The organism is Cellulosimicrobium sp. KWT-B (assembly GCF_002127155.1).
Lineage (GTDB): Bacteria > Actinomycetota > Actinomycetes > Actinomycetales > Cellulomonadaceae > Cellulosimicrobium > Cellulosimicrobium funkei.
In genome coordinates this window covers 531636-556021 of record NZ_NEDO01000004.1, presented here as the reverse complement: position 1 = coordinate 556021, position 24386 = coordinate 531636, and the positions used below count along the sequence as shown (strand labels likewise).

General features: G+C 75.2%; 21 protein-coding genes and 1 tRNA gene. 12 read left to right on the top strand and 10 right to left on the bottom strand.

What is annotated here, in order from left to right; all coding sequences use genetic code 11:
- Position 1 precedes the first annotated feature (1 nt).
- A complete protein-coding gene (locus B9L22_RS15195) occupies positions 2-571 on the bottom strand; it encodes an LpqN/LpqT family lipoprotein (protein WP_086150975.1) in 570 nt (189 codons plus the stop codon).
- Between the two features lie 156 nt (positions 572-727).
- On the opposite strand from B9L22_RS15195, the gene B9L22_RS20260 reads away from it, so the two are divergent.
- On the top strand, positions 728-1366 hold the full coding sequence (locus B9L22_RS20260) for a TetR/AcrR family transcriptional regulator (RefSeq protein ID WP_081599891.1): 639 nt from the start codon (positions 728-730) through the stop codon (positions 1364-1366).
- A 46-nt stretch (positions 1367-1412) separates the two neighbouring features.
- On the opposite strand, the gene B9L22_RS15185 is transcribed toward B9L22_RS20260, so the two are convergent.
- Positions 1413-2822 (bottom strand): D-arabinono-1,4-lactone oxidase, encoded by a 1410-nt coding sequence (locus B9L22_RS15185; RefSeq protein WP_086150974.1) that lies wholly within the window; start codon positions 2820-2822, stop codon positions 1413-1415.
- Between the two features lie 44 nt (positions 2823-2866).
- Between B9L22_RS15185 and B9L22_RS15180 the strand changes: the two genes are divergently transcribed.
- The 3 genes from B9L22_RS15180 (at position 2867) to rlmB (ending at position 6930) form a co-directional block, all read left to right on the top strand.
- Positions 2867-4135 carry an alanine racemase gene (locus tag B9L22_RS15180; protein ID WP_086150973.1) on the top strand — a complete coding sequence of 423 codons (1269 nt, stop codon included), beginning with the start codon at positions 2867-2869 and terminating at the stop codon, positions 4133-4135.
- Positions 4136-4209: 74 nt separating this feature from the next.
- Positions 4210-5640 carry a cysteine--tRNA ligase gene (gene cysS, locus B9L22_RS15175; RefSeq protein ID WP_061269066.1) on the top strand — a complete coding sequence of 477 codons (1431 nt, stop codon included), beginning with the start codon at positions 4210-4212 and terminating at the stop codon, positions 5638-5640.
- A gap of 270 nt (positions 5641-5910) precedes the next feature.
- On the top strand, positions 5911-6930 hold the full coding sequence (gene rlmB / locus B9L22_RS15170) for a 23S rRNA (guanosine(2251)-2'-O)-methyltransferase RlmB (RefSeq protein WP_086150972.1): 1020 nt from the start codon (positions 5911-5913) through the stop codon (positions 6928-6930).
- 84 nt (positions 6931-7014) lie between these two features.
- On the opposite strand, the gene B9L22_RS15165 is transcribed toward rlmB, so the two are convergent.
- The 5 genes from B9L22_RS15165 to B9L22_RS15145 all read right to left on the bottom strand — a co-directional run bounded on the left by B9L22_RS15165 (position 7015) and on the right by B9L22_RS15145 (position 13976).
- A complete protein-coding gene (locus B9L22_RS15165; RefSeq protein ID WP_044144390.1) occupies positions 7015-8280 on the bottom strand; it encodes a DUF4032 domain-containing protein in 1266 nt (421 codons plus the stop codon).
- 71 nt (positions 8281-8351) lie between these two features.
- Positions 8352-10028 (bottom strand): discoidin domain-containing protein, encoded by a 1677-nt coding sequence (locus tag B9L22_RS15160; RefSeq protein ID WP_086150971.1) that lies wholly within the window; start codon positions 10026-10028, stop codon positions 8352-8354.
- A gap of 216 nt (positions 10029-10244) precedes the next feature.
- Positions 10245-11369 (bottom strand): ABC transporter ATP-binding protein, encoded by a 1125-nt coding sequence (locus tag B9L22_RS15155; RefSeq protein WP_086150970.1) that lies wholly within the window; start codon positions 11367-11369, stop codon positions 10245-10247.
- 277 nt (positions 11370-11646) lie between these two features.
- Positions 11647-12501: a trehalose-phosphatase gene (gene otsB, locus B9L22_RS15150; protein ID WP_086150969.1), complete on the bottom strand. Its 855-nt coding sequence runs from the start codon at positions 12499-12501 to the stop codon at positions 11647-11649.
- The gene (locus B9L22_RS15145) at positions 12498-13976 is read right to left on the bottom strand and encodes a trehalose-6-phosphate synthase (RefSeq protein ID WP_319946782.1); all 1479 of its coding nucleotides are present in this window, start codon (positions 13974-13976) and stop codon (positions 12498-12500) included. Before B9L22_RS15145 ends, otsB begins: the two co-directional genes overlap by 4 nt.
- A 216-nt stretch (positions 13977-14192) precedes the next feature.
- On the opposite strand from B9L22_RS15145, the gene B9L22_RS15140 reads away from it, so the two are divergent.
- The 4 genes from B9L22_RS15140 (at position 14193) to B9L22_RS15125 (ending at position 17697) form a co-directional block, all read left to right on the top strand.
- Entirely contained in the window at positions 14193-15932 is a 1740-nt protein-coding gene (locus B9L22_RS15140; protein WP_086151046.1) for a serine/threonine-protein kinase, read from the top strand.
- A 55-nt stretch (positions 15933-15987) separates the two neighbouring features.
- Complete coding sequence (locus B9L22_RS15135; protein WP_143317337.1) at positions 15988-16563, top strand: hypothetical protein; 576 nt, start codon at positions 15988-15990, stop codon at positions 16561-16563.
- Between the two features lie 89 nt (positions 16564-16652).
- Positions 16653-17504, top strand: a complete 852-nt coding sequence (locus B9L22_RS15130) for a thioredoxin domain-containing protein (protein WP_086150967.1) — start codon at positions 16653-16655, stop codon at positions 17502-17504.
- A 117-nt stretch (positions 17505-17621) separates the two neighbouring features.
- Positions 17622-17697, top strand: a tRNA-Thr gene (locus B9L22_RS15125).
- A 130-nt stretch (positions 17698-17827) separates the two neighbouring features.
- Here B9L22_RS15125 and B9L22_RS15120 read toward each other — a convergent pair.
- Positions 17828-18706 (bottom strand): SGNH/GDSL hydrolase family protein, encoded by an 879-nt coding sequence (locus B9L22_RS15120; RefSeq protein WP_086150966.1) that lies wholly within the window; start codon positions 18704-18706, stop codon positions 17828-17830.
- A 142-nt stretch (positions 18707-18848) separates the two neighbouring features.
- Positions 18849-19508 carry a uracil-DNA glycosylase gene (locus B9L22_RS15115; protein WP_255376919.1) on the bottom strand — a complete coding sequence of 220 codons (660 nt, stop codon included), beginning with the start codon at positions 19506-19508 and terminating at the stop codon, positions 18849-18851.
- 228 nt (positions 19509-19736) lie between these two features.
- Here B9L22_RS15115 and B9L22_RS15110 point away from each other — a divergent pair, with 228 nt between their 5' ends.
- The 4 genes from B9L22_RS15110 to B9L22_RS15090 all read left to right on the top strand — a co-directional run bounded on the left by B9L22_RS15110 (position 19737) and on the right by B9L22_RS15090 (position 22702).
- Positions 19737-20057 carry a DUF3263 domain-containing protein gene (locus B9L22_RS15110; RefSeq protein ID WP_021482752.1) on the top strand — a complete coding sequence of 107 codons (321 nt, stop codon included), beginning with the start codon at positions 19737-19739 and terminating at the stop codon, positions 20055-20057.
- A 79-nt stretch (positions 20058-20136) separates the two neighbouring features.
- Positions 20137-20784, top strand: a complete 648-nt coding sequence (locus tag B9L22_RS19785) for a LytR C-terminal domain-containing protein (protein ID WP_143317335.1) — start codon at positions 20137-20139, stop codon at positions 20782-20784.
- A 189-nt stretch (positions 20785-20973) separates the two neighbouring features.
- Positions 20974-21177, top strand: a complete 204-nt coding sequence (locus tag B9L22_RS15095) for a cold-shock protein (RefSeq protein ID WP_021482750.1) — start codon at positions 20974-20976, stop codon at positions 21175-21177.
- A 19-nt stretch (positions 21178-21196) separates the two neighbouring features.
- Positions 21197-22702, top strand: coding sequence for an NAD(P)/FAD-dependent oxidoreductase (locus B9L22_RS15090; RefSeq protein WP_086150963.1), 1506 nt, complete (start codon positions 21197-21199; stop codon positions 22700-22702).
- A 45-nt stretch (positions 22703-22747) separates the two neighbouring features.
- Here B9L22_RS15090 and B9L22_RS15085 read toward each other — a convergent pair whose 3' ends face one another.
- Positions 22748-24217 (bottom strand): glycoside hydrolase family 15, encoded by a 1470-nt coding sequence (locus B9L22_RS15085; RefSeq protein WP_369824846.1) that lies wholly within the window; start codon positions 24215-24217, stop codon positions 22748-22750.
- Positions 24218-24386 lie beyond the last annotated feature (169 nt).

The window sequence follows — 24386 nt, the reverse complement described above, 5'->3', positions numbered from 1 at the left end:
GTCAGCCCGCGGGCGCGACCTGGACGCTCTCGAGGATCGCGCGCGCCTGTGCGGCGCCGTCGGCGTCGTCGACGGCGTACGACGCCGTGAGGTCGACGACCCACGCGCCCGGCCCGTCGCCCGTCCGCACGGCCACGATCTCCTGCGCGACGGCGGTGCCCGCGGCGTCGTACGTCCCGGCCACGCGGTAGGCGGGCAGCCCGGCGAGGGTCGTGGGGCCCTGCCCGTCGGGGTCGGGCACCCAGCCGGGGATCGAGGCGACCGCCGCCGTCGTCGCGGCGCCCGCCTCGTCGACGGTGTGCGTCGACTGCTCGCCCGTGACGACGACGTTCGCCCGGAAGTCCTCGGAACCCGTGCCGCTCGGCGCGCGCAGCAGGAACGCGCCGTCGCGCGTGCCGCGCTCCCAGCCCGGGGGCGCGGTCACCTGGACCGGGATCTCGGGGACGTCGTGCACGACCGGCTCCGTGCCGCCGGCGGTGTCCTCGGGCCCGCCGCAGCCCGCGAGGGCGAGCGCGACGGTCGCCGTGAGGGCGAGCGTCCAGGGGGAGCGGGGCAGGCGCGGTCGGGGCACGGGAGTCCTTCGTCGGGGTGGGGCCGGGGCTGGTCCGGCTCGTCATTCTCGCCCGCTCCCGTCCGGCGTGCCAGGCCCGCCACCTGCCTCTACGATCGCTGGAAGCGCATCGATGTGTTTGACTTTCCCAAGAACGACACATGGGATGAATCGCACATGAACCGAATGTCCGTCGAGGAACGCCGAGCCCAGCTCGTCGACGCCGCGATGACCATCGCCGTCCGCGAGGGCGTCGAGGCCGTGACCATCCGCGGCGTCGCGGCCGAGGCCGGGGTCTCGCTCGGCGTCGTGCACTACTGCTTCGAGGACAAGGACGAGCTCCTCCAGGCCATGGGCAACAGCCTCGCGCTCGTGGCCTCCGAGCCCGTCCGGTCCGCGCTCGACGTCGAGGGCGACGTCGTGGCGCTCGCCCACGCCGCTGCCGACGGCCTGTGGAGCGGGCTGACGCCGCGTCGTCACATGCGGCTCCTCACGTTCGAGTTCGCGACGGCGGGCGTGCGCAGCCGCGCGCTGCGCTCCGTCGCGCACACGCACCTCGAGCAGACCTGGGCGATGACGCGCGGGTTCCTCGAGAACGTGGCCGAGCGGGGGAACGTCAGCTACACGATGGACATGGGGTTCCTGTCCCGGGTCGTCGCGGGGTACATCGACGGGATCGAGATCGCGTGGCTCGTCGAGCAGGACGACGAGACGGCGGTCCGCAGCTTCCACGCGCTCGCCGAGTACGTGCTGTCGATGATGGTGCGTCCCGACGGCTCCCCGGTGCGGGAGCACGGTCCCGAGCCCGTCCCCTGACGGACGGACGACGTCCCGTCCCCTGGCGGGTCCGGGACGTCGCCGGTCAGCGCCGCGCGGCCGGGGCCGGGCCGAGCACGCGGTCGGTGTAGCCGTTCGCGAACACGCCCTCGGGGTCCGTCGCGTCGCGGACGGCGACGGCGTCGTCGAACCGCGGGTAGAGCTCCCGGAGCCGGTCCGCCGCCAGGCCGTGCATCTTGCCCCAGTGCGGGCGGCCCCCGACCTCGGCGACGATGCGCTCGACGGCGTCGAAGTACCGCTCGTGCGGCAGGCGCGCGTACTGGTGCACGGCGACGTAGGCGGTCTCGCGCCCGTGGGCGGTGGAGAGCCACACGTCGTCGGGCGCCGCGAACCGGACCTCGACGGGGAACGGCACGTGCTCGCCGGACCGGTCCAGCCACGCGTCGATGCTCGACAGCACGTCGACGAGGTGCTCGCGCGGCACGGCGTACTCCATCTCGCGGAACCGGACGCGGCGCGACGTGACGAACACGTGGTGCGACGCCGCGACGTACGTGCGCGGCGCGAGCGCTCGCGCGGAGACCGCGTTGAGGCGTGGCGTGACGCGCGGGACCGCGGTCGCGAGCCGGTTCACGAGCTCGAACGCGCCGTTCGACAAAAGCTCCTCGTCGACCCACGTGCGCGCCCGCGAGACCGGCCCGGGGCCCGTGGTGCGCAGCCGCTCGAGCTCGACGGCCTCCTCGTCGGGCGCGAGGCGGTTGTTGCGCTTGGTCAGCGCCCGGCGGGTGTGGGGGAACCAGTAGAACTCGAAGTGGTCGTTGCCGCCGACGAGCCCGTCGGGGTCGTCGGGCGTGCCGAGCCGCTCGAGCACGCGGTCGAGCGGCCACGGCTCCTCCTGCGCGCGCAGGAGGAACGCCGGGACCACCTCGAGCGTCACCGCGGACAGGATGCCCGTGACCCCCAGCCCGAGCCGGCTGACCTCGAACAGGCCCGGCTCGTGCGCGGGCGACGCCTCGCGCACGTCGCCGTCGGCCCCCACGACGCGGACGCCGCGCACCTGCGTCGCGAGGCCGCCGAGGCGTGCCCCGGTGCCGTGGGTGCCCGTCGAGATCGCGCCCGCGACCGACTGCCGGTCGATGTCCCCGAGGTTGCGCATCGCGAGCCCCGCGGCGGCGAGGGCCTCGTTGAGCCGGTGCAGGCGGATGCCCGCCCCGACGGTCACGAGGATCGCGTCGCCGTCGGTGCCGTCCGCCCCGCCGCGCGCGATGCGCTCGACGAGGCTGAGCCGGTCGAGGTCGAGCAGGAGGCCGTCCGTGACCGCGGCCGGGGTGAACGAGTGCCCGGCACCCACCGCGCGGACGGGCATGCCCTCCGCCGCGGCGCGGGCGACGAGGCCGCCCAGCTCCGCCTCGTCGCGCGGCGAGGCCCGACGGCGCGGCGTCGCGGAGGCCGTGCGGGCCCAGTTGGTCCAGGAGAGGGCGTCGTCGCTGCTCACAGGTCGTACTGTCTCACGCCCGGCGGGTGGCGTACGTTCTCCCCATGACGACCCACACGGCACCGGGGGCGGACCAGGGCGCGGGCCCGCTGGACGGTGACGAGCGGGGCGCGACGCCGTCGCTCCTGGCCCGCCTGACCCGCGCGACCGCGACGCTCGACGGCCCGCTCGCCGTCGTCGACCTCGACCGGTTCGACGCCAACGCCGACGAGCTGCTCGCGCGCGCGGGCGGGGTCCCCGTGCGGGTCGCGTCGAAGTCCGTGCGGGTGCGCTCGCTCGTCGCGCGCGCGGGCGAGCGCGGCTTCCAGGGCGTCATGGCGTACTCGGTGCGCGAGGCGCTGTGGCTCGTCGACTCGGGCGTCCGCGACGTCCTCGTGGGCTACCCGTCGGTCGACCGCGGGGCGCTCGCGGCGCTCGCCCGCCACGAGGCGGGCCGGCGCGAGGTCACGCTCATGGTCGACGACGCCGCGCAACTGGAGCTCGTGCGCCACGCGCTCGCCGAGACCGGCACCGGGGACGAGCCGCCCGTGCGGGTGTGCCTCGACGTGGACGCGTCGCTGCGCGTGGGCCTCGGTCTCGTGACGGTCCACCTGGGCACGCGCCGCTCGCCCCTGCACGGTGCGCGCGACGTCGCGTCGCTCGCCGCCCGGGTCGTCTCGACGCCCGGTCTCGCGCTGCGGGGCCTCATGTTCTACGAGGCGCAGGTCGCCGGGATGCCGGACTCCAGCCTCGCCGTCCGCGCGGTCAAGCGGCTCTCGGTGCTCGAGCTCGGCGAGCGGCGCGGCGAGGTCGTCGCGGCGGTGCGGGACGTCGTCGGGCACGACCTCGAGCTCGTGAACTCGGGCGGCACGGGGTCGCTCGAGACGTCGTCCGCCGACGCGGTCGTGACCGAGGTGACGGCCGGGTCGGGCCTGTACGTCCCGGGCCTGTTCGACGAGTACCGCGCGTTCCGGCCCCGGCCGTCGGCGTTCTTCGGCCTCGACGTCGTACGCGTCCCGGGCCCGGGCTGGGCGACGGCGTTCGGCGGCGGGTACGTCGCGTCCGGTCCGGCGACCCGCAGCCGTCTGCCGCGCGTCGTGACGCCGGGCTGGTCGCTCACGGGCCGCGAGGGCGCGGGCGAGGTGCAGACGCCGCTGCACCGGTCGCGCGGCGCCGCCGGGGCGCCCGACCTGGGCGTGGGAGACCGCGTCTGGTTCCGCCACGGCAAGGCCGGCGAGGCCATGGAGCGGTTCGACCGCGTGCACCTCGTGCGCGGCGACGAGGTGGTCGACGTCGTCCCGACGTACCGCGGCGAGGGCAGGACCTTCGGCTGACGCGGCGGGGACGGGCCGGCCGTCGCCCCGGCGTCGCTTCGGCCGCGACGGTGCGTCCCCGGTACCCTTGCGGCGTGACCCTTCGCCTGTTCGACACCGCCACGCGGGACGTGCGCGACTTCGTCCCCCTGACCCCGGGCGAGGTCGGCATCTACCTGTGCGGCGCCACCGTCCAGGCCGCCCCCCACATCGGGCACATGCGCTCGGCCGTCGCGTTCGACGTGCTCGTGCGCTGGCTCCGGCGCGGCGGCGCGCGGGTGACGCTCATCCGCAACGTCACCGACATCGACGACAAGATCCTCGCGAAGTCCGCCGACGCGGGTGAGCCCTGGTGGGCCTGGGCCGCGACGTACGAGCGCGCGTTCACCGCCGCGTACGACGCCCTGGGCGTGCTGCCCCCCACGTACGAGCCGCGCGCGACGGGCCACGTCCCGGACATGGTCGAGCTCATGCAGCGCCTCGTCGAGCGCGGCCACGCCTACACCACGGGCCCCGGCGACGTGTGGTTCGACGTGCGGTCCTGGCCCGAGTACGGCGCGCTCACCAACCAGCGCCTCGAGGACCTCAACCCCGTGCCCGACGACGTCCCCGCCGACGCCGAGGAGGCCGCCGCCAAGCGCGACCCGCGCGACTTCGCGCTGTGGAAGGCCCCCAAGCCGGGCGAGCCGGAGACCGCGTCGTGGGACACGCCGTTCGGGCGTGGCCGTCCGGGCTGGCACCTCGAGTGCTCCGCCATGGCGCGCCGCTACCTCGGCGACACGTTCGACCTCCACGGGGGCGGCCTCGACCTGCGCTTCCCCCACCACGAGAACGAGCAGGCCCAGTCGCGCGCCGCGGGCTACGGGTTCGCGCAGCACTGGCTGCACAGCGCGTGGGTCACGCAGGGCGGCGCCAAGATGAGCAAGTCGCTCGGCAACGGGCTGCTCGTGCGCGAGGTCCTGGCGACCACGAGCCCCGCCGTGCTGCGCTACGCGCTCGCGTCCGTGCAGTACCGCTCGATGCTCGAGTGGACCCCCGCCACGGTCGTCGAGGCCGAGGCGACGTGGGAGCGGCTGGCGGGCTTCGTCGAGCGGGCGACCGAGCGGGTCGGCGAGGTCGACGACGTGCGCGACGCCGAGCTCCCGACCGCCTTCACCGCGGCGATGGACGACGACCTCAACGTGCCGGCGGCGCTGGCCGTCGTGCACGAGCACCTGCGCGCGGGCAACGCGGCGCTCGCGGACCGGACGACGGCCGCGGACGCCGTCGCGCGCCACCACCTCGTGGCGGTGCGCGCGATGCTCGACGTGCTCGGGCTCGACCCGGGAGACGCGCAGTGGGCCGACCGCGGCGACTCGCGCTACGCGGCGGTGCTCGACGCCGTCGTGGGCGCGGAGCTCGCGGCGCGGGCCGAGGCGCGCGCGTCGCGGGACTTCGCGACGGCCGACGCGATCCGCGACCGGCTCGCCGCGGCAGGCGTCGCGGTCGAGGACTCGGCCGACGGCGCGCGCTGGACCCTCGCCTGACGCCCACCGGACGACGGCCGGGAGCCACCCGCCGGCGCACGAGACAGAGCTCCGGTAGCACGAGACAGAGCTCCGGTAGCACGAGACAGAGCTCCGGTAACGCGAGGTAGAGCTCTGGTAGCGCGCGGGAGAACCCTGGTGACGACCACGGTTCCCCCTCGGCGGGGTGTCTGGGGGACACTGGACCCAGGAGCGAGACACGCACGCCGGGCGCCGAACCCGACGTGGACTGACCTGAACTGACCTGAACGACGACACGATCGGTACACCATGGCTGGCAACTCACAACGACGCGGCGCGACCCGCAAGCCCGGAAGCAAGAAGGGCGCGACGGTCGGCTCCGGCGGGCAGCGGCGCAAGGGCCTCGAGGGCCGCGGGCCGACCCCGAAGGCCGAGGACCGCGTCTACCACGCGGCGCACAAGCGCAAGGTGGCCGACGAGAAGCGCGTGCCGACCGGACGCGGCGGCCCGGCGCGCGGCACCGAGCGTGCCGGCACGTCGCGCGGCGGGGCCTCGCGCGGCGGTGGCCCCAAGGGTCGCGGGTCGGTCCAGGAGGTCGTCGCGGGTCGCAACTCCGTCCTGGAGGCGCTGCGCGCGCGCATCCCCGTCGAGGTGGTCTACCTCGCGTCGCGCCTCGACGCCGACGACCGCACGCGCGAGATCGTCGACATCGTCGCGGGCCGCGGCTACGACCTCCTCGAGGTGGGCAAGCCCGAGCTCGACCGTCTCACCGACGGGGCCGTGCACCAGGGCGTCGCGATCAAGGTGCCGCCGTACGAGTACGCGGACGTCGACGACCTGCTCGACGCCGCCGAGGAGTCGGGGCGGCCGCCGCTCGTCGTCGCGCTCGACGGAGTCACGGACCCGCGCAACCTCGGCGCGGTGCTCCGCTCCGCGGGCGCGTTCGGCGCGCACGGCGTCCTCGTGCCCGAGCGCCGCGCCGCGGGCGTCACCGCGTCCGCGTGGAAGGTCTCGGCCGGCGCCGCCGCGCGCGTCCCGGTCGCGCGGGCGACCAACCTCGTGCGCGCGCTCGGTGAGCTGAAGAAGGCGGGGTGCTTCGTCGTCGGGCTCGACGCCGGCGGCACCACGGCGATCGGCGACCTCGAGCTCGCGACCGAGCCGCTCGTCGTCGTCGCGGGGTCGGAGGGCAAGGGCCTGTCCCGCCTCGTGCGCGAGGCGTGCGACGTCGTCGCGTCCATCCCGATCGGGTCGGACACGGAGTCGCTCAACGCCGCCGTCGCGACGGGCATCTCGCTCTACGAGGTCGCGCGCCTGCGGCGCGAGGCCTGACGCCGGCACGCCCGGCAGCACACACCGCCACGCGGTGCCCGCGTCGCCCCGCCGGTCCTCGGACGGCGGGGCGACGCGCGTCCGTCAGCCGTAGTACTCGGGGTCCTTCTCGCCGGGCGCGAGGCCGAGGATCGCCTTCTCGTCCGGGCGGTGGCGCAGGACGTTCTCCACGTACGACTGCGTCGCCTCCGCCATCGGCACGTCGCGACCGGCGCGCTCCGAGATGAACCAGCGGTGGTCGAGGATCTCGTGGAAGAGCTGCGCCGGCTCGAGCTTGCGGCGCAGGTTCCGCGGCACGGCCTGGATCGTGGGCTCGAACACGCCGCTCAGCCAGTCGTGCGCGACGAACTCCTCGTCGTCGTTCTGCCGCTCGGCCGCCGCGCGGAACGAGTCCAGGTCGTTGAGCAGACGGCGGGCCTGGTTCTCCTGCACGTCGAGGCCGGTGAGGCGCAGCAGGCGTCGCGAGTGGTGCCCCGCGTCCACGACCTTCGGCTGGATCTGCACGGTCGTGCCGTCGATGTCGGTCGTGATCGCGAGCTCGTCGACGTCGAAGCCGAGGTTGTTGAGGTGCTCGATGCGGGCCGCGACGCGCCACCGCTCGTTCGCGTCGAACGACTCGGACGTCGTCAGCGCCTCCCACAGCTCCTCGTAGCGCGCGACGAGCGCGTCGCCGATCGCGACCTCGTCCACGTCCTCGTCGAGCAGCTCGCCGGCGGCGAGGTCCATGAGCTCGCCGATGATGTTCGTGCGCGCGAGGTCGACGTCGTACGAGCGCTGGCCGGGGGAGAGCTCGCGGTGCAGGTCGCCCGTCTCGGCGTCCACGAGGAAGGCGGCGAACGTCTCCGCGTCGCGCCGGAACAGCGTGTTCGACAGCGACACGTCGCCCCAGTAGAAGCCCACGAGGTGCAGGCGCACGAGCAGGACGGCGAGCGCGTCGATGAGGCGCGTGGCCGTGTCGGGGCGCAGCGACTGGCTGAACAGCGCGCGGTAGGGGAGCGAGAACTGCAGGTGCTCGGTGATGAGCACGGCCTCGAGCCGCTCGCCGTGCGCGTCCTGGCGCCCGGTGATGACGCCCACCGGGACGACGCTCGGCACCTCGAGCCGGCGGAGCTGCCGCAGCAGCTCGTACTCGCGGTACGCGACCGTCTCGCCGATCTCCTTGATCGCGATCACCCGCCCGGAGAGGCGGACGAACCGCACGATGTGCCGCGAGATGCCGCGGGGGAGGGCGGCGAGCGTCTCTGCCGGCCACTCCTCGAGCGGGACGTCCCAGGGCAGGTCGAGGAGCGCCGGGTCGGGGGCCGACGCGGTGATCTGCAGGTTGTGCACCGTCACGGGTCCATTGTCCATGGTCGGGGGGCCCGGGCGGGGCGGGCCCGACCCCTGAGGTCGGACCCGCCCGCGAGGAGGCGGGGGAGGGGTCAGGCGCAGGCGACCGCGTCGTGGTCGACCTCGACCGTCGACGTGACGTCCTCGCCGTCGATCGTCGCGGTGCCGGTGACGGTCACCGTCCCGCTCCCGACGGAGGCGGAGCGCACCGCGAACGACTGGTACGCGTTCGCGCCCGGGGCGACGTCGGCCACCTCGCGGGTGCCGTACGACGTCGCGAGCGTCACGTCGACGGGCTGGTCCTCGCCGTTCGCGGCGCGCACGGCGACGTACGCCTGGCCGGCGAGGCACCGCGCCTGCACCTCGACGTCGAGGTCGAGCTGCCCGGCCGGTGCGCCGTAGACCTCGAGCTCGTAGAGGGAGAAGCCCCACTGCGTCGCGCGCTCGGTGAGGTAGAGCCGCACGTGCCGGCCCGTCCCGGTGATGTCCAGGTCGTCGAACCCGCCGTCACCGTCCGTGACGGTGCGGACGGTGGTCCAGGTCTCGCCGTCGGGCGACGTCTGGACCTCGTAGCCCGACCCGTACGCCGTCTCCCAGTCGACGACGACGCGGCTCAGGTCGTAGCTCGCGCCGAGGTCGACCGCGATCCACTCGGGCTCGCTCCACGCGCTGCTCCAGCGGGTCCCGGCGTTGCCGTCGACCGCCTTCTCGGGCTCGTGGCCGGCCTCGTCGACGCTGGAGGCCGTCACGGGCCGGCCCAGGGCGAGCGAATCCTCGTCCTCCTCGCCACCCCCGTCGTCGGACCGGAAGCAGCGCAGGTACCGGTAGGACTCCGCGGAGGTCTCGAACGACGGCGCCCAGTCCCACTCGTAGGTGAAGTACTCGACGTAGGGCTCGGCCGCGGCGATGATCGCCGGGAGGTCGAGCTCGCCGCGGCCGAGCGCGACCTGCCGCATGTCGCCCGGCGCGTCGACGTTCACGGCGTCCTTGATGTGGAGCAGCTCGATGCGGTCCCCGTGCTCCTCGATCCACGCCGGGACGTCGAGGCCCGCGTCGGCGGCCCAGCCGACGTCGAGCTCGAACGTGACGTAGCGCGGGTCGGTGTTCTCCTCGATGACCTCCCACGCGCTGACCGTCTCGCCCGTCTCCGGGTGGGTGTACCGCGTGGTGAACTCGCTCTGGTGGTTGTGCAGCACGATCTTGTTCGCGCCGTTCTCGTGCGCGTACTTCCCGAGCTCGTTCACGTACGCCGCGGTGGCGACCGCCTCGTCGTAGGTGCCGTAGCCGCCCGCCATGCCGCCGGTCCCGATGTAGTCCTGGCCCAGCGCGACGGCGTACGCGACCGTCTCGGGCCACGTGGCCCGGTCCGTGCTGCCGTGGCTCGACGACACCTGGAGGCCGTGCCGGTCGAGGATCGCCCGGTAGTCGTCGACGGGCATCGCGTAGGGCTGGTTGTACGGCTCGACGTTCGTGAACCCGGCTGCGGCCACCTCGCCGAGCACGCGGTCGAGGGTCTCCGGTGACGGCGTCCCCGAGCCGCCGAGCTCGCCCACGTGCGTGTAGAGCTGGATCGAGATCTTGGCGTCGGGGAGGCCGTCGTCCGCGTCGCACGTGACGGCGGCGGCGCCGGTGGACGGGTCGGCGGGCGGTGTGGTCACGACAGGGGCGGCGACGGCCGGCGCGGCGGCGAGCGCGGTCGCGACGAGCGCGCCGGTGGCCAGCGCCGCGCCGACGCGCCGGGCGCGCGGGGAGAGGGACGGGATCTGCATGAGGCTCCAATTGACAGCGTTGTCGATTTGGGTGACGAACAGACGACTTTTGGCGTCGTGTGTGCAAAAGCAGTCTTGAGGTCCCCCATGACCCTGTCAAGGGCACGGACCCGGCGGGTCGGCGGGAGGGCGTTCCACGCCGTCGCGAGCCCGGGAACGCCGCAGGGCGGGCCCTCCCGACCGGGAGGACCCGCCCTGCGGCGGTGGTGCGGGGTGTCAGCTGATGCGCTGGCCCGAGTTCGCACCGAAGACGTGCGACTGACCCGGGCGGATCGTCACGTAGATGCGCTCGCCCTTGGCCGGGACGTTGCGCGGGTCGACGCGGACGATGACCTGGTTGTCGCCGGCGCCCGAGTGGACGTCGGCCTGCGAGGCCAGGTCGCCCTTGAGCGTGCCGTAGACGAACGCGTCGGAGCCGAGCTCCTCGACGATGTTGACCTCGACCGGGAACGCGGCCTCGTTGGCCTGCGACACGACGTCGAGGGCCTCGGGACGGAAGCCGATCGTCACCTTGCCGTTGTCGGCCTCGGTGATCTTCGCGGCCGTCTCGCGCTCGAGCGCGATGCGCGCGGGGCCGACCTCGGCGACGCCGTTGTTGACCGCGAACGTGCCGATGTTCATCGCCGGCGAGCCGATGAAGCCCGCGACGAAGACGTTGGCCGGCGTGTCGTACATCTCGCGCGGCGTGCCGACCTGCTGGAGCAGACCGTCCTTGAGGACCGCGATGCGGTCGCCCATGGTGAGGGCCTCGGTCTGGTCGTGCGTGACGTAGACCGTCGTGACGCCGAGGCGGCGCTGGAGCGACGCGATCTGGGTGCGCGTCTGGACGCGGAGCTTGGCGTCGAGGTTCGACAGCGGCTCGTCCATGAGGAACACCTGCGGCTGGCGGACGATCGCACGGCCCATCGCGACGCGCTGGCGCTGACCACCGGAGAGCGCCTTCGGCTTGCGGTCGAGGTACTCGGTGAGGTCGAGGATCTTCGCGGCCTCCTCGACGCGCTGGCGGATCTCCGCCTTCGGCGTGCCGGCGATCTTCAGCGCGAAGCCCATGTTGTCCGCGACGGACATGTGCGGGTACAGCGCGTAGTTCTGGAACACCATCGCGATGTCGCGGTCCTTCGGCTGGACGTCCGTGACGTCGCGGTCGCCGATGTAGATGTGTCCGCCGTTGACGTCCTCGAGGCCCGCGAGCATGCGGAGCGAGGTCGACTTGCCGCAGCCCGAGGGGCCGACGAGGACGAGGAACTCGCCGTCCTCGATGTGCAGGTTGAGCTGGTCCACGGCAGGACGCTCGGTCCCGGGGTAGACGCGGGTTGCGTGGTCGTAGGTGACCGTAGCCATGACTGGTACATCCCTCCACCGGCAGGTACGTGCCGGACGATCCGTTGTGCAGTGACGTGCCACGTCGACGTAGCTGTTCGCGATGGCGGACGAGCGTGTCTTCGACGACACAGAAGAAGTCGGACCCCCTCCGGAACGGGCAGGGGACCCGACGTCATCGTGACCCGATCCTACTCCCGGTCCTGAGTGCTTCGTCACAGCGTCGGTCACGATCCGGTAGCGGTTCGGTGCGGGCGGCAGGGCCCGCCGGGCGAGCGCCCGGCGGACCCGCCCGGGGTCAGGCCTCCCGGCGCTCCAGGAGGTCGGCGAGGAGGTCGAGCACCGCGGCGAGCCCGTCGGCGTCGGGCACGCGCTGCGCGGCGAGCGTGTCGCCGTCGCCCACCTTGACGCCCAGGTCGCCCGGGCCGAGCACGGCGAACGCCGTCTCGTCGGTCGTGTCGTCGCCCGCGTAGAGCACGCGCGTGCGCGCGTCGGGGCACCCGGCGTCCTGCCCGACGACGTCCCGCAGCCGGTCCACCGCCTCGCCCTTGGACGTCTCGACGACCGCGACCTCGACGACGTCCTTCCCGTGCATCGCGTGCAGCCCGAGCCGCTCGGCCACCGCGTCGGCCAGGTCCTCGGCGGCCTGCGTGTCCGCCGCCGAGGCGAGCCGCGTGTGCAGGACGGCGGCGCTCGGCTTCTCCTGCACCCACGCGCCCTCCCGCCCCGCGACGGCCTCGGCCATGCCCGCGCGCAGGGCGGCGAGGTGGTCGGCCTGCTCCGGCGTGAGGTCGAGCGGGACGGCGTCGAGCCCGTCCTCGGTCACGTGCCCGGTCTCGGCGCCGTGGCTGCCCACGAGGTACGTGCCGACGGGCGGCTCGCTGCGTTCGGCGAGGTCCGCGAGGTTGCGGCCCGAGACGAGGGCGAGGCGCGTCGTCGTGCCGACGAGCGCCGCGGCCAGCCGGTCGACGGCGGCCCGTGCGGACGGCGCCATGCGCGCGGCGAGCGGGTCGTCGACGAGCGGCGAGAGCGTGCCGTCGAAGTCGAGCGCGACGAGCCGCGCGGCGGGTGCGCCGTCCGCGTCCGCCGCGAAGGCGTGCACGGCGTCGGCGACCGGCCCGGGCACGGGCGCGGGGTGGTGCGTCGCGGTCACGCGCCCTGCTCCGCGGGCTCGTCGGCGGCCTGGCGGGCGTCCTGCGGCGCACCCGGCTCGTCGTCCTCCGGGCGGCGGCGCGGCACGCGGGACGGCATCGCGGTGAGGACGCCGAGGAACGACTCCGACCACCGTGCGACGTCGTCGGTGAGGACCTTGCGACGCAGGCGGCGCATGCGCTTGCGCTGCTCGCGGTGGTCCATGTGCGCGGCCGCGACGATGATGTCCTTCATCCCGTCGATGTCGTGCGGGTTGACGAGGAGCGCGCCGGACGAAAGCTCGTCGGCGGCGCCCGTGAACTCGGAGAGCACGAGCACCCCGCGGTCGTCCGAGCGAGCCGCGACGTACTCCTTCGCGACGAGGTTCATGCCGTCGCGCAGCGCCGTGACGAGCATGACGTCGGCCGCGAGGTACAGCGCGGCCATCTCCTCGGGCGGGTAGGAGTGGTGCAGGTAGTGGATCGCGGCGTGCCCGATCTCCGCGTACTCGCCGTTGATCCGCCCGACCGCGCCCTCGACGTGCTCGCGCAGCTCCTGGTAGGCGTCGACGTTCTCGCGGCTCGGGCTCGCGACCTGGACGAGCGTGGCGTGCTCGACGTCGAGGCGGCCGTCCTGCAGCAGCTCGCCGTACGCCTTGATGCGGTGCCGGATGCCCTTGGTGTAGTCGAGGCGGTCGACGCCGAGCATCATGATGTCCGGGTCGCCGAGGTCCGCGCGGATCTCGCGCGAGCGCTGCTGGACCTCGGGCGTGCGGGCGAGCTCGTCGAACCGGCGCGAGTCGATCGAGATGGGGAACGCGGCGGCGCGCACGTGGCGGTCGCGCCCGTCCTCGCCCGGGACCGTGATGATCGGCCCGCGCGTCGTGTGGGCGCGCAGCCGTCGCACCGCACGGATGAAGTTCGCGGCGTCGCCCGCGCGCTGGAAGCCCACGAGGTCCGCGCCCAGCAGGCCGTCGATCACCTGGCGGCGCCACGGCAGCTGCTGGAACAGCTCGAGCGGGGGGAACGGGATGTGGTTGAAGAACCCGATCCGCACGTCCGGGCGCTGGGCGCGGATCATCTGCGGCACGAGCTGGAGCTGGTAGTCGTGCACCCAGACGACGGCGCCCGGTGCCGCCTGCGCGACGGCGGCGTCGGCGAAGCGCTGGTTGACGCGGCGGTACGCGTCCCACCACGTGCGGTGGTACGTGGGCGGCGAGATGACGTCGTGGTAGAGCGGCCAGAGCGTGTCGTTCGAGAAGCCCTCGTAGTACCGCTCGATCTCGTCGGCCGAGAGCGTCACGGGCACGAGGCGCATCTCGTCGGCGTCGAACGGCTCGCTCGCCAGGTCGGGCGCGCCGGACCAGCCGACCCAGGCGCCGTCGGACGCCTGCATGACGGGCTCGAGCGCCGTGACCAGGCCTCCGGGCGACCGCTTCCACTCGATCTCACCGCCGGGGCCGACCGTGAAGTCCACGGGCAGCCGGTTGGCCACCACGACGAGATCGAATCCCTCTTTGCCTGTCAATGGACCTCTCCTTGAGCTTCGATGAATCGCGCCTGGGCGGCCCAGGGTAGTCCGCTCGTCGGGCGCATGGACGGGTCGTCCGGTGCCGGTCGCGTGCCGGACGCCGCCCCGGGCCGGGTCGCCCACCGGGCCCGTCGGGGCCGCACCCTCCAGCGCCGGCCCGTCCACTGCCGCTACCTTGTCACCATGGAGGAGCCCACGCAGCGCGTCGAGGCGCGGAACGTCGCCGGGGGGCCGTCGCGCGGACCCGCCCCCGGCAGCGAGGTCGGGGGCTACCACATCGGTGCGCGGCTCGGGTCCGGTGCCATGGGCACCGTCCACAGCGCGCACGACGGCGGCGGCAACCTCGTCGCGATCAAGCTCCTGCACGCGCACGTCGACCTCGACGCCGCCGCGCAGGGCCGCGAACGGCTGCGTCGCGAGGCCCGCGCCCTCCAGCGCCTGCGGCACCCCGCCGTCGCGCAGATCCTCGACGTCGAGCTCGACGGCCCGGACGCGTTCATCGTCACCGAGCTCGTCGACGGGCCCACGCTCGAGGACGAGATCGCCGAGGGCGGGCCGCTCGACGCCTGGGACCTCTACGAGCTCGCCGACCAGCTCGCCGCCGCGCTCGAGGCCGTGCACGCGGCCGGCGTCGTGCACCGCGACCTCAAGCCGAGTAACGTCATGGTGTCCTCCCGGGGACCCGTGCTCATCGACTTCGGCATCGCCCAGGGGCTCGAGGACGCGCGCGTCACGTCCACGGGCCTCGTCATGGGCACCCCGGGGTACCTGGCGCCCGAGCTGCTCGAGGGCGCGGCCCCCAGCGTGGACACCGACTGGTGGGGGTGGGCGGCCCTGCTCGCCTACGCGGCGACCGGTCGGGCGCCGTTCGGCGTGCGCCCGACGGACGTCGTGCTCGCCCGCGCGCGCAGCGGACGCCCCGACCTCGCGGGCCTGGGGCCCGTCACGGCCCACGCGATCGGTCGTGCGCTGCACGCCGACCCGGCGCAGCGCCTCGGGCCGACCGAGGTCGTGGCCGCCCTGCGGCACGCGGCCGACACCGGCGACGCCGCGCCCGCGACCCAGGTGGTCGCGCCGCCCACCGGACCGACGCAGGTGGTGCCGCCCGTCGCCGTCGTGCCCGGCGGCACGGGGGCCCAGGCGTGGACCGGCGCGTCCGCGTGGACCGGCCAGGCCCAGGTCGTGCCTCCGCCCCTGCCCACGTCGCAGGCGCAGGTCAACGACGGCCGCACGATGGCCGTCCCCGTCGGGCACGACCTCATGGACGATCTCGGCGCCCCGCCCCTCGGTGAGGACGGCGAACCGCTCTACGTGCGCCCCGTGCCCGCCGCGCGGCGCACCGCGCTGCTCCTGCTCGCCGTGCCGCTCGTGCTGCTCGGTGCGACGTACCCCGGCGTGGCGTTCGTCGTGCTGTCCGTGCTGGTCGTGCTCGCGCGCGTCGTCGGCGTGACGACCGAGTCGCTGCACACGCGGCGCGAGCGGCGCGGCGTCTCGTCCCGGGACACGGTGCGCGCGGTCGCGGCGTCGCCCTGGTACGTCGTGCGCGCGCTCGTCGGCGCGCTCCCGTCCCTCCTGGTCGCGGCGTGCGCCGCGGTGCTCGTGGTCGTGGCCGGGTGGTGGCTCCTCGAGTCCGACCGCTGGGTCGTCGTCGAGGGGCCCGACGGCGGCAACGCGCCCGTCGTCACGACCGTGCTGCTGTGCCTCGCGGCGGTCGCGGCGGTGACCCTGGCCTGGGTCGGGCCCCTGACGCACCTCACGCGGTACGGGACGCGGACCGCGCTGGCGCGGCTCGCCCCCGGCCGCACGGGGACGCTCGTCCTCGCCGGCCTGGGACTCGTGCTCACCGTCGTGACCCTCGTGCTCCTCGCGGGCGACCCGGGCGTCACGTGGTGGCCGTTCCCCGGCCCGCCGTCGCTGCGCTGAGCCGGCACCGGCCCTTCCCAGCCCGCTGCCAGGCCGCGCGCGTAGGATGGGCGCCGTGCTCCGGACGACGGTGCCGCGCGCCCTGTCGCGCGGCGTGACGCGCACGTCCGTCGTGCCCGCAGCCGGCCGTCTGCTCGGCCCCGCGCTCCTGCTGCTCACCCTCCTCGCCGCCGTGGTGACGCACCTCGCCGACCGCGGGTACGCCGTCGTGCACCAGTGCGTGACGGTGCCGGGGGTGTGGGGAGCCGCCGGGATGCACCTCGCGCTCGTCCACGAGGTGCCGGACTGCCCGTCGGGCACCGCGCTCGGGGGCGACCCGGCCGCCATGGTCACCGTCGTGGGGGCGCTCGCGCTGCCCGTGGTCGTGGCCCACGCGGCGGCCGCCGCCGTCGCGTGGGGGCTCTCGGCGTGGGCGCGGCGCGCGCACGAGCGCTCCCGCGCCGTCGTGACCGGGGCCGGGCGTGCGCTGCGCGCCGTGCTCCGGGGGGCGCTGCGCCCCGCGGGGTCGCTCGCCGGGGCCGCGCGCCGCGTCGTGCGCCCGGTGCCCGACGCCGTCCCCACCGCGCTGCACCACCTCGCCGACGCGGTGGTGCGCACCCGGCGCGGGCCGCCGCAGGTCGCGCTCGTCTGACGACGCCGTCGGACGCACCGCCCGCGCGACCCCGTCGGCGCGCACCCTGACACATCCCCAGCTCTCGGCCACTCCCTCGGAGGACGACCATGCCCAGCAACGAAACCCAGACCAAGGCCCAGCGCCGCGAGGCCGCGCGCGCGGAGGCGCTCGCGCTGCGCGAGGCGCAGGCCAAGCGCGACAAGCGCAACCGCCTCATCACGATCGGAGCGCTCGTCGCGGGCGTCCTCGTCCTCGTCGGCGTGTTCCTCGCCGTGTGGATCCCGGCCATGAACGACCGCAACAAGACGATCGACGCCGTCGCGGCGGGCAACCTCGCCGACGTCACGAGCCCCTCCACGAGCGACGCCGAGGACGGCGGCATCCCGATCGGCGCGGACGGCGCGGCCGGGACCGAGAACGAGGGCGCCGTCGAGGTCGGGGTCTACCTCGACTACATGTGCCCCATCTGCGGCCAGTTCGAGGAGACGAACGGCGCGACGCTCGACCAGCTCCGCGAGTCCGGTGACGTGACCGTCGTGCTGCACCCGATCTCGATCCTCGACCGCGTCGCGCAGTCGCAGCAGTTCTCGACGCGTTCCGCCGCCGCGGCGGCCTGGGTCGCCGACCGCGCGCCCGAGTCGATGAACGACTTCAACACCGCGATGTTCCAGAACCAGCCCCAGGAGGGCAGCGAGACCCTCACCGACGCCCAGATCGCCGACATCGCCGAGCAGGCGGGCGTGCCCGCCGACGTCGCCGCCGGCATCGAGGACGGGACGGCCGTCGAGACGTTCGGCGACTGGGTCGCGACGGCGTCGAGCCTGGTGAACCAAGACACGTCGCTGCACGGCGAGCGCGGGTTCGGCACGCCGACGATCACGATCAACGGCGAGCGGTGGGACGGCAACTGGAGCGACCCGAACGCGCTCCCGCAGGCCGTCACCGCCGCCCAGGGCTGACCGGCACCGCACCGGTACCCGACCGGCCAGGCCCGCGCCCCCGACCGGCACGGGCCGCCGGCCGGGGCGCGCCGGGCGAGCAGGTAGTCTGTTCGCTCGCCCGGCAGCCCCGGGAACGCCGCCTTAGCTCAGCCGGTAGAGCACTCGCCTTGTAAGCGAACGGTCGTCGGTTCGAATCCGACAGGCGGCTCCACCACGACGCCCCCGGCTCCACGGAGCCGGGGGCGTCGTCGTGCCGGCGCGCACCGCGTGGTCGGCGGTCGCTGCCCGGATCGGTGCTCGCACGCGCCGATCTCGGCAGGTGCTGCCGAGGTCGGCCGCGCTCAGCGGTCGGCGAGCGGGACGGGCAGGAGCTCGGGCGCCTTGGGGAGCCGCCCGTCGCCCGACGACGTCCCGCGCAGCCGCCGCTGCGCCCACGGCACGACGTGCGTGCGCACCCACTGCGCGTTCTGCCGCGCGCGGTCCAGGGCCGGTGCGGGCGGGAGGGGAGTCAGCGGGTCGTCCCACGCGGCGTCGTCGGGCGCCTGGCCGAGCGCGACGAGCGCCGCCTGGGCGACCCGGGCGTGCCCCGCGGGTGTCAGGTGGATGCGGTCCTCCGACCACACGCGCCAATCCTGGAGCGCGCGCATGCCCCACAGGTCCAGGACGTACGCGCCCTGCCGGCGCGCGATCGACCAGATGTGGGCGTTGTACACGCCGACGCGCGGGCGCGTCAGGCCGACGAGCGGCGACTGCGAGGCGTCGAAGCCCGTCGCCATGAGCACGTCGATCCCCGCGCCGCGCAGGCGCGAGACCGCGTGCTCGAGGTTGCGCGCGAGGCGGTCGACGTCGGCGTTCGGCCGCAGGATGTCGTTGCCGCCGCCGATGACGCTCACGAGGTCCGGCCGGAGCTCGAGCGCCGCCGGCACCTGCTCCGTGAGGATCGAGCGCAGCTTGCGCCCGCGGATGGCGAGGTTCGCGTACCGCAGCGGGTCCTCGCCGGCGGCGACGCGCCGGGTCGCGAGGTGCTGGGCGAGGAGGTCGGCCCACCCTCGCTGGTGGTCCTCCTCGCCGGGGTACGGGTCCCACAGCCCCTCGGTGAACGAGTCGCCGATCGCGACGTAGCTCGTCCAGCGGGGAGCGGGGTCGTCGGCTCGGCGTGCGTCGGCGGTGTCACCGGCCAGGGGAGTGGTCGTCGGGTTCTGCGTCGTCACCCGCCCCATTGTGCTCCTGCGGGGCGGTGCGCCGTCGACCCGGCGATCCTGGCGGGTCGAGCAGGCGGTCCTGGCGCGTCACGCCGCGGGGACGAGCCAGGACCACCTGCTCGGCCGCGGGCCGGGGGGCGGGGGGCGGGGTGGGCGGAGATCAGGTGGTGGGGAGGGTCCAGTCGACGGGGGCGGCGCCCTGGGCGACGAGGAGCTCGTTGACGCGCGAGAACGGGCGCGACCCGAAGAACCCGCGGCGCGCGGAGAGCGGGCTCGGGTGGGCGCTCGCGACGACGGGGGTGTCACCGAGCATCGGGCGCAGGGTCGCGGCGTCGCGACCCCAGAGGATCGCGACGAGCGGGGCGTCGCGCGCGACGAGCGCCCGGATCGCCGCCTCGGTGACGGCCTCCCAGCCCTGGCCACGGTGCGACCCGGGCTCGCCCGGCCGGACCGTGAGCACCCGGTTGAGGAGCATGACGCCCTGGTCGCTCCACGCGGACAGGTCGCCGTTCGCGGGCGTCGGGGCGCCGACGTCGTCCGCGAGCTCGGCGAAGATGTTCTGGAGCGAGCGGGGCACGGGGCGCACGTGCGGCTGCACGGAGAACGACAGCCCCATCGGGTGCCCGGGCGTGGGGTACGGGTCCTGCCCGACGACGAGCACCCGCACCTCGCCCAGGGGGCGCGAGAACGCGTTGAGGATGGCCGACGGCGCGGGGAGGTACTCCCGTCCGGCCGCCACCTCGGCGCGCAGGAAGTCGCCGAGCGCGTGCAGCTGCGGCTCGACGGGCGCGAGGGCCTCGGCCCAGTCGGGCGCCATGATGCTCGCGAGGGCCGGGCGGGGGTCGGCCGTCGAGGCGGTCGCGACCGGGTCGACGGCGACGGGCTGGGCGGGTGCGCTCTCCACGGCCCCGAGCCTAACCGGCGTCCTCGGCGCGTCCGCAGCGTGCGGCGAGGACGAATGACACGGTTGTGGTTCGTGCGTAGGCTGAGAGGCGGCCGCGCGCGGGAGTGCGCAGGTCCGGTGACGAGAGAGTGCAGGGAGGGAACGATGAGCGAGGCGGCGTACGTGCTCGACGGACCCGACGCGGTCGGCGACCCGACCACCTCGGAGGCGCCGGCGTCGGGCCTGAGCGAGCGGGACCAGGAGATCCTGGCGTTCGAGCGGCAGTGGTGGAAGTACTCGGGCGCCAAGGAGCAGGCGGTGCGCGAGCTGTTCGACATGTCCGCGACGCGCTACTACCAGGTGCTCAACGCGCTCATCGACTCCCCGGCCGCGCTCGCGCACGACCCCATGCTCGTCAAGCGCCTGCGGCGGATGCGGTCCACCCGGCAGCGGGCGCGCACGGCGCGCCGGCTCGAGGGTCTCTGACCCGGGACGACGGGCCGCGCGTGAAGTCCGGGCGAACAGGGCGTTTAGCCGACAGCCCCGACCGGGCTACCCTGTCGCCGTGACGAAGAGCCGCTACCCCTACGCGCCCGACGAGTTCGACGCGCCCGCGCCGCAGGGTGCGCCCGTGGGGGTGCACCGCACGCCGCGCAGCGGGTGGAGCAAGACGTGGCCGTTCCTGCTGGTCGCCGTCGTCTTCGCCGGCCTCGCGTACGGGGGCGTCGCGCTGCTGTCCGACAACGGTGCCACGGACGACCCGCCGCAGGCGCAGTCCACGGAGCCGCCGCCCGCGGAGGCCGAGGAGCCGCCCGCGGCGGAGGAGCCGCCCGCGACCGAGGAGCCCCCGGCCACGGAGGAGCCGCCCGCGACCGAGGAGACGCCCGAGACCCCGGACCTCGCGACGCTCATGGCGGCGGCCGACCCGTCGGCGAGCGTGCGTGTCCTGAACGCCAGCGGCATCGGCGGTGAGGCGGGCAAGGGTCGCGACGCGCTGGCGGACCAGGGCTTCACGAACGTGGAGGCGGCCGACTACGAGGGCGATCCCGACGCCGTCTCGGTGACCTCCGTCTGGTACGCGGGCGACCGCGCTGACAGCGCAGCCGCGGTCGCCGCGATCCTCGGCATCCCCGCGGAGCAGGTGAGCCAGCAGACGCTCCGCTCCGGTGACGTCGTCGTCATCGTCAAGTCGGAGCTCGCCCCGGTCGGCTGACGGTTCGTCTGCCCGCCCGGCGGAGCCTCCTCGACCCGAAGGCAGCACCCGCGTGACCTGCTCGTTCGGCCCGGAGCCCGAGAACCGCGACCTGCCGTTCGACCTTCCGTGCACGCCGCCTGCGGGCTAGGCTCGGGCTACCACGGGGCGGCGGTCGCCTCGCGGGCGACGATGCACGAGGAGACGTACATGGCTCAGGGGACCGTGAAGTGGTTCAACGCCGAGAAGGGCTACGGGTTCATCACGCCCGCAGCGGGTGGGCAGGACCTCTTCGTGCACTTCAGCGCGATCCAGACGGACGGCTACCGCACGCTCGACGAGGGCCAGGAGGTCGAGTTCGAGCTCGGCCAGGGCAGCAAGGGCCCGCAGGCCGAGCAGGTGCGGCCGCTCTGAGCCCGGCTCCGAGGGTCGCGTGACGGAGGATCTCGACGCCGTCGTCGTCGGTTCGGGCCCCAACGGCCTGGCCGCCGCCGTGACCCTCGCACGCGCCGGTCTCTCCGTGCGCGTGCTGGAGGCGCAGCCGACGTCGGGCGGCGGGGCCCGCACGCTCGACCTCGGCCTGGCCGACGGCGTCGTGCACGACGTGTGCTCGGCGGTGCACCCGATGGCGTGGGCGTCGCCGTTCTTCGAGGCGTTCGACCTCGGCGCGCGCGGCGTGGAGCTGCTCGCGCCGGAGGTCTCGTACGCCCACCCCCTCGACGGGGGTCGCGCGGGCGTGGCCTATCACGACCTCGAGCGCACGGTCGAGCGGCTCGGGGTCGACGGCGCCGCCTGGCGCGCCCTCCTCGGCCCGCTCGCCGAGGGGTGGCGCGACGTCGTCGCGGTCGCCCTCGGGGACAAGCGCTCGGTGCCGGGGCGTGTGCTCACGCCGAGCGGTGCCGGCGTGACGGCCCGGTTCGGCGCGGCGGTGCTCGAGCAGGGGAGCCCCGCGTGGACGCGGCGCTTCCGCACCGACGAGGCGGGCGCGCTCCTCACGGGCGTCGCGGCGCACGCGATCTCCCGCCTCCCGTCGCTTGCCGCGGCCGGGACGGCGGTGCTGCTGGCCTCGCTCGGGCACGCGCCGGGCGGCTGGCCGCTGCCCCGCGGCGGTTCCGGCGCGATCGTCGCCGCGCTCGAGGACGACCTGCGCGCCCACGGGGGCGACATCGTCACGGGCCACCGGGTCGGCTCGCTCGCCGACCTGCCGCGGGCCCGCGCCTACGTGTTCGACACGACGCCGCGCGTCGTCGCCGACGTGTTCGCGGACCGGCTCCCGCCGCGCGCGGAGGACGCGCTGCGCCGGTTCCGGCACGGCGACGCCGCCGCGAAGGTCGACCTCGTGCTCTCCGGGCCCGTGCCCTGGGCCGACCCGGAGGTGGGGCGCGCGGGGACCGTGCACCTCGGCGGGACGCGCGCCGAGATGGCGCGCAGCGAGGCCGACGTCGCGGCCGGTCGCCACGCCGCCCGGCCCGTGGTGCTCGTGAGCGACCCGACCGTCGTCGACCCCGGGCGCGGGGCGGGCGGGCTGCGCCCGCTCTGGACCTACGCGCACGTGCCCGCCGGGTCGACGCGCGACGTGACGGAGGACGTCGTCGCGCAGGTCGAGCGGTTCGCGCCGGGCTTCCGGGACGTCGTCGTGGCGTCGCTCTGCGTGCCCGCGGCGGAGATGGCGGCGCACGACGAGAGCTACGTGGGCGGCGACATCGCGGGCGGTGCCGTGAGCATGTGGCAGATGGTCGCGCGGCCCACGCCCCGGTTCGACCCCTACGCCGTCGGGCTGGAGGGCGTCTACCTGTGCTCGGCGTCCACGCCGCCCGGGCCGGGCGTGCACGGCCTCGGGGGCTGGTACGCCGCGCAACGGGTGCTGCGACGCGAGTTCGACGTGCGCGACGCGCCCGACCTGGCGCCCGATGCGACGAGCGGCGCGACCACCCGGTAGCCCGGCGTCTCGGCCGCGGCGGACCGGGAGGGCCCAGGAAGACCGTCAGCCCGCGCCGCCCGGCGTGCCCTGGGTGCCGAGCTCCACGAGCGCGAGCACGACGAGCGCGGAGCTCCACGACAGCGGCGCGACGGCGGCGGGCGAGCCGTCGGCGAGGACCTTCTCGGGGATGGCCCCGGACGCGGTGCGGTGGTCGTCGACCCAGCGGAGCCACTCCACGGCGTCGGCGCGGTCCTCGGGGTCGGACGACGACGCCGCCGCCAGCGCGTACAGCGTGGTCTGGGGGGTCCACGAGATGCCGTCGGCCCGCCAGCCCGCGCCCGGCGCGAGCCCGCCCGCCGGGCGCAGCATCTCCCGCACGGACGCGCGCCAGGCCTCGTCCGCCCCGGCGAGCGGCTCGGGCTGGAACGGCGGCAGCACGAACGCGGTCGAGGCGTCGCGCCCGCCGCCCGTGACGTGGCGCGGGTAGCCCTGGGACCCGAACGAGCGCTCGACCGCCATGCGCAGTCGGGCGGCGGCGAGGGTCGCCTCGTGCGCGCGCCCCGTCTCGCCTGCGGCCGCGTACACGTCCGCCGCGGCCTCCAGGCCGGCGAGCAGGGGACCGGCGGTCCCGAGCGTGAGGGACGTGGGCTCGACCTCCCAGTAGTCGCTCGACGGCGGCGGCAGCGGGTCCTCGCCGTCGACGAGCTCGAGCGCGTGGTCCGTCGCGGCGTCGACCAGCGGGCGCAGCTCGGCGGCCACCTCGGGGCGGTCCGCGGCGGGCGTCTCCTCCAGCACGACATCCGCGGCCCACAGGACCCAGCCGACGCCGTCGGACTGGATGCCCCGGTCGTCCGGGACCCCCGACCCGTCGGGGAGGTAGCGCGCGTGGAACGAGCCGTCGTCCTCCTGGACCCGGGCGAGGAAGCCGAGGACGGCGCGCGCGTCGTCGACGTGGCCGGTGCGTGCGAACGCCGCCGCGGTGAACGACGCGTCGCGTGGCCACACGTAGCGCCACTTGGGCGACGGCGCGGCGAGGGCGGCGCCGTCGTCGAGCGTGAGGGCGCGCAGGTCGAGCAGGGCTGCCTCGCCGAGCGCGGCGAACGGCCCGCCCGCACCCGGTACGACGCCGGACGCGAGCCAGGCCCGCGACGCGGTGGCGGTCTGGTGGGCGAGACCGGGGTCGAGGAGGGCCGTCGCGTCGAGGCGCGCTCCGGCGACCTGCGCGAGCCGGTCCGCCTCGCCGTCCGCGGGGTCGACGCCCGCGGCGAGCGCGCCGGGGTCGAGCGCCGCCGGGTCGAGCACGCGGCTGCCCTCGAGGTACGTCGCGCCGACGCCGGGCGCGAGGCGCAGCACCGCGGGGCCGCCGTCGGGCCCGGTCGTCACCGCGACGCCGTCCTGGTAGAGGTCGATGTGCTCGCCCGAGGGCGCCGCGACCGCGGTCGCGGCGGTCAGGCCGAGGGCAGGGACCAGCACGAAGCCGGCCAGGGCTGCGAGGGGGCGCCACGACGGTGTTGCGCGGATCACACCGCGCATCCTAGAGCGAGCCGCGCGGTGCGCGGTTTCGCCCCTCGCGATACACGGCGGCGTGGCGCACCGCTGTCTTGCACTCGCACCGTGCGAGTGCCAATAATGGCGTTAGCACTCTCGTCACGAGAGTGACAGAAGTGACCAGCGCAGGCAGCCGCTCACGCGGCTGCGGCGC

Excerpts from the sequence above, each read along its gene's own strand:
- B9L22_RS20260 (WP_081599891.1), top strand. The coding sequence starts at position 728 with ATGAACCGAATGTCCGTCGAGGAACGCCGAGCCCAGCTCGTCGACGCC.
- B9L22_RS15180 (WP_086150973.1), top strand. The coding sequence starts at position 2,867 with ATGACGACCCACACGGCACCGGGGGCGGACCAGGGCGCGGGCCCGCTG.
- rlmB (WP_086150972.1), top strand. The coding sequence starts at position 5,911 with ATGGCTGGCAACTCACAACGACGCGGCGCGACCCGCAAGCCCGGAAGC.
- B9L22_RS15165 (WP_044144390.1), bottom strand. The coding sequence starts at position 8,280 with ATGGACAATGGACCCGTGACGGTGCACAACCTGCAGATCACCGCGTCG.
- B9L22_RS15160 (WP_086150971.1), bottom strand. The coding sequence starts at position 10,028 with ATGCAGATCCCGTCCCTCTCCCCGCGCGCCCGGCGCGTCGGCGCGGCG.
- B9L22_RS15155 (WP_086150970.1), bottom strand. The coding sequence starts at position 11,369 with ATGGCTACGGTCACCTACGACCACGCAACCCGCGTCTACCCCGGGACC.
- B9L22_RS15140 (WP_086151046.1), top strand. The coding sequence starts at position 14,193 with ATGGAGGAGCCCACGCAGCGCGTCGAGGCGCGGAACGTCGCCGGGGGG.
- B9L22_RS15130 (WP_086150967.1), top strand. The coding sequence starts at position 16,653 with ATGCCCAGCAACGAAACCCAGACCAAGGCCCAGCGCCGCGAGGCCGCG.
- B9L22_RS15120 (WP_086150966.1), bottom strand. The coding sequence starts at position 18,706 with ATGGGGCGGGTGACGACGCAGAACCCGACGACCACTCCCCTGGCCGGT.
- B9L22_RS15110 (WP_021482752.1), top strand. The coding sequence starts at position 19,737 with ATGAGCGAGGCGGCGTACGTGCTCGACGGACCCGACGCGGTCGGCGAC.
- B9L22_RS15095 (WP_021482750.1), top strand. The coding sequence starts at position 20,974 with ATGGCTCAGGGGACCGTGAAGTGGTTCAACGCCGAGAAGGGCTACGGG.
- B9L22_RS15085 (WP_369824846.1), bottom strand. The coding sequence starts at position 24,217 with ATGCGCGGTGTGATCCGCGCAACACCGTCGTGGCGCCCCCTCGCAGCC.